Origin of the sequence: Fictibacillus phosphorivorans (genome assembly GCF_001619875.1) — a bacterium.
GTDB classification, from domain to species: Bacteria; Bacillota; Bacilli; order Bacillales; family Fictibacillaceae; genus Fictibacillus; species Fictibacillus phosphorivorans_B.
Window position 1 is genome coordinate 1 of record NZ_LRFC01000005.1, and the last position, 5,120, is coordinate 5,120.

A 5,120-nucleotide genomic window follows, 5' to 3' on the forward strand; every position below is an offset into this window, starting at 1 on the left:
AGGAGCGAACACAATTGAGCGATCCGAGCTAGTGTTGTACGTTGTTGCTGAAGTTTCTGGAGTGTACTCCATTGGTATTTGTGCAGATTCATATGTTACTTTACGAATAAAATCTTGTTCCTTCTCCATACCTAGTGCAGCACCTTGCATTGTAAAACGTCCCAGTTTAAACATTTCATGTGATGGAGAATTTATATCCAAAACCTTAGCAAAAGTTTTCTTAATGTTATCTGCGATCCCTTTTACTTTTTTCCAGACCACATCACCCATACTCGTGATACCACTAAGCAGACCATTCATTATATCTTTACCGATCTGTTTTAAATCGACGCCTCTAAAGAAGCCCATGACCTTGTCCCAAATCGATTTGATCGTAGTGAAAATGGTGTTCATGATTGTTTTGACAGCGTTCATCATCCCGTTAAAAGATGCTTTAACAGCGTTCCATATTCCCTGAGCTGCTGCAGTAACAGCTGCTTTAATAGTGTTCCAAATGGTTTTAATAAAGTTTCCTAACCCCTGCGTGATGCTTTTAATGATATTCCATGCTGCTGTAAAAACACTTCTGGTTACACTAGTTGCATTTGTGGCTGCACTTTTTAACCAATTAAAAAGACCAACAAAAAATGTTCTTATGCCCGTCCAAATGGTTACTGTTAAAGCTCGAATGCCATTAAACGCCATCCGGAATATTGCACTTCCCGCAGTTCCAAAAACTCTAAATATAGCTAGGAATCTACCGATTAATATAAGGTTAATCCAATTCCAGATAAACATGAACGCACCAACTAGAATTTGTTTAACTGCTGCCCAAAGTGCCGTCCAGTTACCAGTGAATAAAGCAGCAAAGAACTGAATTATTCCTGTAATCACCATAATTGCGCCGTTAATTACGCCTTTTATGTTATTCCATACCGAGATAATCAACGCTAACACAAACGGCCATACAAACTTCATTACAGTCCATATTGCAAGGAGAACCCCGCCAATAACCGTTTTTATTACATTCCAAACGTTTGTGGCTGCTTGAAGAATCATCGTTCCATTCGTTTGCCACCATACTTGAAGTTCAGTCATCTTTTGACGAATAAAACCTATGACAACTGATATTACTGTACGAACAACCGATAAAATTACGGCGAACACAGCGTTTACACCATTACGGAACCATTCGAATTTTTTATACATCAATACTAGAACGGTAGGTATGATGACAAGGGCAGCTGCAACCAGCCATACGGTAGCGCTCATCGATGCCATAAACGTAATGATTGGACCTATCATCTTCATTAGAAAAAACAAAGCTGCTCTATATCCGTTAATCAAACCTATACCTAAACCTAAAGGTAATAACAACAGGGTGAGTATAGGTACTAACATCACTATCCCTTGGAGCACCTTTGCCATCACAGGATGCGCTTCATTAAACTTAACGATAAGGTTTGAAATGTAAGTGATAAATTTAATGATTGGTGTCATGATCATGGAAAAGACTTCAACCATTGGTTGGAATGCTTTTGCTAATGATCCTTTCATTTCTTCCGTAGCAATCCCCAGTGGTTTTAGCGAGTTCTGCAATTCTTGAACTTTATTATCAGTTTCTGCTTTCAATTTATCCAGTTCGGTAACAGCTGCGGTTTTAGCCAGTGCGCTTTTCTCTCTCCATAAAGAGACCCATTCGGCTAAACCAACATCCGATGATTTAACCATCGCTGAAACTTCTGAAGCAGCCGCCGGCCCCATTTTCCTTAGTTCAGCAATTAATCCTTCATCTACTCCCCGAGCAGCTAAAGTCTTTAGATTATTGCTCCAATCCCTCAATGTATCTACTTGCCCTTGGAGGTTTTTTATAAGGTTTTTGGGATTTAATTTTTCGAGTTGAACCTTTTCGAATAAGCCCCATGTATCCATGATCTCTCTAGTGCGAGTTTTAACAGCATTTGCATATTCCTTCAATGCCTCTTGTTGCTTTTGAAATACTTCTTGTACATTAGGGCCATGAGCAGCCTTATAGAGTGCCGTGTACAAAATTCCACCTGCAATAGCCGCACCCATTGCAACAGTAGGCATCGCTCCTAGACCACGATTAATTTTTTGGATCTCGTCATTTAGGTCTTTAGTGCTTGCGTTAGCACCTAATCTTTCTAATGCTATGGCTGCTGGATTTGCGCGGTTAGCTATTTCTTGTAAAGTGCTAACCAACTTAAGACCTGCATTATTAACCGTTAAGAATGGATTGTGCTTCTTATAACCATCAGCAACCTTTTTAGCCATAGGTGTCATATTGGCATAGGCACCGATAGTCCTGAAAATACTCATTCTCTTCCGGTCATCATCCACCATCATCCCATCGGTAGCTTTCTTGTGTGTAGCCCCTAAAGAAACAATACTAGCCATTAGTTTCTTAGTGCTTCCCTGGTAGGTTCTAGCCCCTTTTGCTAGAAGATGATAACCATATTCGGCTCCTATTAAATCATTGCGATACTTGATAATACTTTCCCGTTGAGTATTCCAGCCATATTTCATTTGCTTAAGCATTATCTTTGAAGCATCTGATAAAGCATCGTATGAATTACCCATTATTTTTGCATTCTGGGTGACCTGTCTCATCTGTTTATTTATCTCTCTTAGGGGGTCGACGTCAGTTAATACATCAACGAGAATCGAAGTATCGCGCAAATGTTCATTAGCCACTATATTCCACCCCCTTACTTCTTCTTAGTTTGCATCGCTTTTTTCTTCATTTGTTTATAGATTTTGTAGGCAGCGTTAGCTTCACCTAATTCGTGTACATCCATTTGAGATGCTTCCGTATACGTTATATTTGAATCCTCTCCAAATACCAAACCCCACATGATCCAGTGATCCCGTGCTGTTTTTTCGTAAACCGCCTTTGGTAAAGGCTTAGCCCATAAGAAAGGTAGAGGCCTCTTTCATTAGCTCTGTAAAAGCTGCATTTCCGATTTCTTCAACAGTATCCCAGTTCACTTTAGGCTCAACAATTACATGTTTCATTAACTCGCTATAAAGCTTTTCTTCGACCATATTTCCATTCATGTCCTTTGAACGATCGCGTAGCTGCACCCCAGCACGAACACCTGGGTGTTGTAGCGTATAATCGATTCCTTCTACAGTTACTGTTTCTGTTGCTCCGCTTTTTTTAGCCATTTTCAACATCTCCCTTTTATGTGCATTTCGCATTTTTTCACCTCATAAGAAAAAGGACAAGAAATATCCTGCCCTTTCGGATTACTCTACTGTGTAATCAAAAACTTGAACTTCAAACTCTCGATCTTCTGTTTCATCAGCAAATGTTACTCCTGCTGGTTTCTTAATCATAGCCTTAGTGCCGCCAGCTTTTTCAGTTGGTCCCTTTACCCAAATCGGTATAACTTGTTTGGAATTTGCTAATGAATTTAAGTACTTTACGTCTGGCGAAGTCTGTTCAAGAGTAATAGTAATTGTTCCAAGAGGATTATTACTTATTGCAACACTTACCTCACCCTGAGCTGAAACCTTAGCACTGAAATTATCTTCATCTTTTTCACATTCAACCATAGACCCTTCTGCATAGCCTGTAATAAAACGGCTGCCTACAGTCACAGTCACATCTTTAGGATCATAAGTTATCATCCTGTATTCCCTCCTTAAACTCTAATCGAGCCGGTGACTCTTGCTTCATGAATGGCTCCTGCGAGTCCAAATTCAAAATGTAAACCTCTATAAACACGTGTTGATCGATCTTGAGGATCTGATTGTTCTCGTGTTAAAGCAGATATTGTAAAATCTGGAGTCTTGTCTTCTTTAGCAGCAATAATCCCGTTATTAAAACCACGCAATAGAGTAGTAGTAGCTGCAGCTTCTATCGCGTTAATTCCTCTTGCGTCATACGGTAACTTTTCTGCCTGAGCTAGAACATTTTGAACTTCATTCTCCATGTCTACCTTAATCCAATCCTTCCCATGGACAACATCAATGTATTCTCCATCAGACAACCAACCTTCAGACAATTGTGGTCTTCCGGCTTTTACAACATAAGCAATCGCAGAGTCTTCATCGATTGCAACAATCTCAGTATCAGTCAGATAGCGAGGTGTAATACCGACGACTTGTTTGAACTTCCAAGTGATAGACCCTACGGAGAGAGAACCTAGATTTCCGACTGTAGCTGCATCTAAGTGCTCTCCGGACACATTGTGATCAAAAACAAGTGTTCTTTTCTTCCCTTTGACAGCCTCGCGCCCAGCATCATCTTTTACTTGAACCGCAAGAAATTTAAAATCCTTATCATTAATAAAACTTGCTGCGGCCACTTGATCAGCAGAAACATCACCAGCGACTAAAGCAAAGTGCCAAGCACGATTATAATATTGTGCAAGTGCAGTACCAATATCAGTTTCATAAGTTGCCACTGCCACTTGGTCAGGACGATTAGGCTGCCTAAATATAACTTCTGCTTTTTTGTAAGCCTCTGTACTGGAGTCAAAGTCAGCGGTCAAGGCTTCCAGTGTAGAATATTCCTTGTATGTTCCGGCTCCTACTTGTTGTGTAAAAATAGCCGGCCTTCCTAGACCAATTCTAGGAGCAGGATATGCCACATCGATCGTTACTTTTACATCTTGTAATGGCATTATGATTTGCCTCCTTAATTGACAACCGTTTCAATATTTTCGGTTATCTGTTTTATTTGCTCATCAGTAGCTCGAAATTGAACGTCAAAACCATGCTTGTATTCGTAATCGTCTACTATAAACGTGGTACGGTTTGCGATGTTCTCAACCCTAACAACCGCCAGATTTCGTTCAGTAATAAAATTCTTACCCAAGAATAAAAACCACTGACGGACCTTCATAGCGTGGTCGATCGTGGTTTCGTTATCTTCAGCAAAAAATGAAAGTGAGACTGTGAACTTGTATTGTTCAGCTCGTTTTTCATAATTACCTGTATCGTTATTAAATTGTGTAATAACACCTTGCCCACGACCTCGAATATACGGAGAAGTAATGTTATAGATTCCATATGGTAGTTCAGGTGGCTTGTTTTTCGTGTTTCCTTTAACAATTGGCACTCCTGTATCCTTTTTGATCTGAGCAATGATTTCTTTAAACGCTTCTATTTTC

General features: G+C 39.9%; 6 protein-coding genes. All 6 read right to left on the reverse strand.

All coding sequences use genetic code 11. From position 1 onward, the window contains the following. Window positions 1-2,694: hypothetical protein (locus AWM68_RS05495; RefSeq protein WP_066238246.1), on the reverse strand; the 2,694-nt coding region annotated here is incomplete at its 3' end. 14 nt (window positions 2,695-2,708) lie between these two features. Further along, window positions 2,709-2,855: a hypothetical protein gene (locus AWM68_RS21270; RefSeq protein WP_156488309.1), complete on the reverse strand. Its 147-nt coding sequence runs from the start codon at window positions 2,853-2,855 to the stop codon at window positions 2,709-2,711. Between the two features lie 49 nt (window positions 2,856-2,904). Then, the gene (locus AWM68_RS05500; protein WP_066238261.1) at window positions 2,905-3,168 is read right to left on the reverse strand and encodes a hypothetical protein; all 264 of its coding nucleotides are present in this window, start codon (window positions 3,166-3,168) and stop codon (window positions 2,905-2,907) included. 81 nt (window positions 3,169-3,249) lie between these two features. Further along, window positions 3,250-3,633 carry a phage structural protein gene (locus tag AWM68_RS05505; RefSeq protein ID WP_066238249.1) on the reverse strand — a complete coding sequence of 128 codons (384 nt, stop codon included), beginning with the start codon at window positions 3,631-3,633 and terminating at the stop codon, window positions 3,250-3,252. 14 nt (window positions 3,634-3,647) lie between these two features. After that, window positions 3,648-4,631, reverse strand: coding sequence for a DUF3383 family protein (locus AWM68_RS05510; protein WP_066238253.1), 984 nt, complete (start codon window positions 4,629-4,631; stop codon window positions 3,648-3,650). 14 nt (window positions 4,632-4,645) lie between these two features. Next, window positions 4,646-5,120: phage neck terminator protein (locus tag AWM68_RS21670; RefSeq protein WP_066238255.1), on the reverse strand; the 475-nt coding region annotated here is incomplete at its 5' end.

Bases quoted from the DNA above. Each gene is read 5' to 3' on its own strand.
- AWM68_RS21270 (WP_156488309.1), bottom strand. From the start codon at position 2,855: ATGTGGGGTTTGGTATTTGGAGAGGATTCAAATATAACGTATACGGAA.
- AWM68_RS05500 (WP_066238261.1), bottom strand. From the start codon at position 3,168: ATGGCTAAAAAAAGCGGAGCAACAGAAACAGTAACTGTAGAAGGAATC.
- AWM68_RS05505 (WP_066238249.1), bottom strand. From the start codon at position 3,633: ATGATAACTTATGATCCTAAAGATGTGACTGTGACTGTAGGCAGCCGT.
- AWM68_RS05510 (WP_066238253.1), bottom strand. From the start codon at position 4,631: ATGCCATTACAAGATGTAAAAGTAACGATCGATGTGGCATATCCTGCT.